This is a genomic window from Herbaspirillum sp. UBA812 (assembly GCF_002296545.1).
GTDB lineage: Bacteria > Pseudomonadota > Gammaproteobacteria > Burkholderiales > Burkholderiaceae_D > Herbaspirillum > Herbaspirillum huttiense.
On sequence record NZ_DBIC01000199.1, the window covers coordinates 1 to 2,900 of the forward strand.

The 2,900-nt window shown below is 63.8% G+C and carries 3 protein-coding genes; 2 read left to right on the top strand and 1 reads right to left on the bottom strand.

Annotated elements, in window-relative coordinates; translation table 11 throughout:
- Nucleotides 1-56: 56 nt before the first annotated feature.
- On the top strand, nucleotides 57-842 hold the full coding sequence (locus B3873_RS13265; protein ID WP_286866639.1) for an ABC transporter permease subunit: 786 nt from the start codon (nucleotides 57-59) through the stop codon (nucleotides 840-842).
- 29 nt (nucleotides 843-871) lie between these two features.
- Here B3873_RS13265 and B3873_RS13270 read toward each other — a convergent pair whose 3' ends face one another.
- The gene (locus tag B3873_RS13270) at nucleotides 872-1,723 is read right to left on the bottom strand and encodes a hypothetical protein (RefSeq protein WP_414651538.1); all 852 of its coding nucleotides are present in this window, start codon (nucleotides 1,721-1,723) and stop codon (nucleotides 872-874) included.
- 232 nt (nucleotides 1,724-1,955) lie between these two features.
- On the opposite strand from B3873_RS13270, the gene B3873_RS13275 reads away from it, so the two are divergent.
- Nucleotides 1,956-2,900 (top strand): acyl-CoA dehydrogenase family protein (locus B3873_RS13275; protein ID WP_286866627.1); only part of this gene is annotated, 945 nt, incomplete at its 3' end.

Below are 2,900 nucleotides of genomic sequence, written 5' to 3' on the forward strand. Positions count from 1 at the left end.
TGCGCGCAGGGATATCGGCTCCACCTGCGGCCAGTGCGCCGCCGCGCCTGGTCAAGATGCGCAGCTTCGGCATCGGCGAAGGCTCTACGGTGCACATCAGCGTGGCCGCCGGCATCGCCATCCTGGCGCTGTGGTGGCTCATCGCGCAGACCGGCTGGGTGCCGCACCTGTTCCTGCCTACCCCTTCCGAAGTCATCAATGTGGCCCGGAGTATCTGGGAAGACGGCTACGCCAATGCCACCCTGACCGAGCACGTAGGCGCAAGCCTGCTGCGCATCCTGACCGCCGGCGTCATTGCGGTGTCGCTGGGCATCCCGGTGGGCCTGCTGATGGGGCTCAATCGCTGGGTCAAGGGCGTGCTCGATACCCCGATTGAATTCTATTGGCCCCTGCCACCGCTGGCTTACTTGCCCTTGATGATCATCTGGCTGGGCATCGGTGAGGCCTCCAAGATCACCCTGCTGACCCTGGCCATGTTTGCACCCGTGGTGCTGTCGGCGCAGGCGGGCGTACGCTCGCTGCCGCTGGAGCGGGTCAATGCGGCGCTCTCGCTGGGCGCGACGCGCTGGCAACTGCTGGTCGAGATCGTCCTGCCCTCGGCCCTGCCGGAGATCCTGACTGGTATCCGCATTGCGCTGGGCGTGGGCTGGAGCACCCTGGTGGCCGCCGAGCTGATTGCAGCCAATCGCGGCATCGGCTACATGATCATGTCGGCCTCCCACTTCCTGGCAACCGATGCGGTCTTTGTCGGCATCGCCTTGATTGCCACCTGCGCCTTCGCCTTCAGCTATGGCATGCGCCTGCTGGAACGCGCGCTGGTTCCCTGGAAGGGCAAGAGCTGAGGCCTGCAAAATACGTCATGCACGCGCGTTCAAGGAGCGATGGCGGGAACCGGCGGATCCTGATACGCCCGATCAATGCGCGCGCCCTTGCGCTGCCACTCCGCTTCCTTCTGCTGCCGATCTGCCTGCTCCAGCGCGAGCGCTTCCGGAAGACGCGTCTTCCATTCCCGTCTGTTCTGAGGGCCTACGTAGGCGCGCATCTCCTCATTCTCGGCCACCAGGTCATAGGTTAGAAAATACGCACCGGGATGGTGAATGTCCGTTCGGTTTTGATCCCGGGTCAGGTTGATTCTGAAGTACGCATGATCGGCGTAGAAACACCAACTGCTGCCAGCACCCAGCTTCATCCACTCTTCCAGATCAGGGACATAGTCCGGATCGAGGCAGCCCACCAGCGCCGCCTGAACGTAGCGCAGCGAGTCCTTTCCCTTGAGACGGGGAGCACCCCGCGAGATCGCATTGCGCCATCCGGCATCGCGAATGGATTGAATCAACCGGAAGAAAGCTTGCCGCGCTTCGTCGTGGCCCATCAGTTCGGGCGCCGTCAGACCGGCATAAATGTGCCATTCGGAGATGTTCTCCTCCGGATATCCGGTATCGTCAGTTCCGCTGATGCCGAGGACATACGGGATGGTCACTGCGTGGTCCGGCTGACCGATGACGATGCTCGCCAGGGCGTCCCGTGGCCAATCCATGCTGTAGAAATTCAGCCCTGCAGGGTGTTTGGCGACTTCAAGCTGCTTCGGATATTTTTCCCTGAGCTCATCAGCGGCTTGATTCACCCGGATGGCAATGCCCTCTCTCACGAAACCGTCTCTGGCATCGCGCTCGCTGCAAATGAGCCACAGGCCCGCCGACAACAAGAGCAACAGCACTGGCAACAGCAATTTCCATGACCGAAGACGCATGCCCCATTCAACCCGAGTTCCGCAAAAGCCCTGATCTTAAAGCTTCAATGGCGAGGCTGCCAGCCCGGCACCAGGACGGCTATTCACCCAGCGCGCAAGCTAAGAAGAATTTCGCAGTTTGGTCCGGCGCTGCATGACCCTATGATGTCCTCATCCTTGCCATCCGCTGCAAGGCCGATTCCCGGACCTCTTCAGACACGACCTCATGAGCACAATCTCTCCCGACCTCCTGCAACGCATCGCCGATGGGGCTGCCCAGCGCGACGCCCAGCGCGAACAACCCTTTGACGTCATCGCCGAGGTCAAGGCCACCGGTTTCGGCGCCGGCCGCCTCGACGCCGACTACGGCGGTGGCGGCGCGACGTTCGTCGAGACCCTCGATACGGCCATCCAGCTGGGTGCCGCCGATCCCAACGTCGCCCACATCTGGCGCAATCACCACGTCGCCCTCGAACGCCTGCTCAATGCACCGCTGCAGCATGCGGGCGTGCAGCGCCTGCGCGAGCGCGTGCGGGCCGGAGATCTGGTCGGCGCTTCCCACACCGAACTGGGCCAGCCCCAGATCGGTGGCAATGCACCGCTGGCCACGCGCCTGGTGCGCCAGGGCGATCACTACGTACTCAACGGCCAGAAGTTCTACTCCACCGGTTCGCTCTTCGCCGACTGGCTGCACGTGACCGTGTCGGTCGAGGATGGCCGCCGCGCCGTCGTACTGCTGCCGCGCCAGCGTGAAGGCGTGCAGACTCTCGACGACTGGCTCGGCATGGGCCAGCGCCTCACCGGCAGTGGTACGACCATCTTCGAAAACGTGGTGGTGGCCGCCGATGAAGTGGTCCTGCCGGATCAGGTACCGGCGCGCCAGGCCGTCTTCGGCTCGACCATCGCCCAGCTCTTCCTGACCTCGGTGATCGCCGGCGTGGTCAGCGCCGTGGCCCGTGACGGCGCCGCCCTGCTGGGCAAGCGCAAGCGCAATTACTACTACGCTCCTACGCCCTCGGCTGCACAGGATCCCATCCTCCTGACCGCCATGGGCGAACGCGATGCCGATGCCTTCGCCACCCGCGCCGTGGTGCTGGCCGCAGCCGTTGAAGCCGATCGCGCCTATGCCGCCCTGAAGGCCAATGCGTCTGATGCCGATGATCGCCTGCAA

What these genes read in the sequence shown, in the direction of transcription:
- B3873_RS13265 (WP_286866639.1), top strand. Translation starts at nt 57, where the DNA reads ATGCGCAGCTTCGGCATCGGCGAAGGCTCTACGGTGCACATCAGCGTG.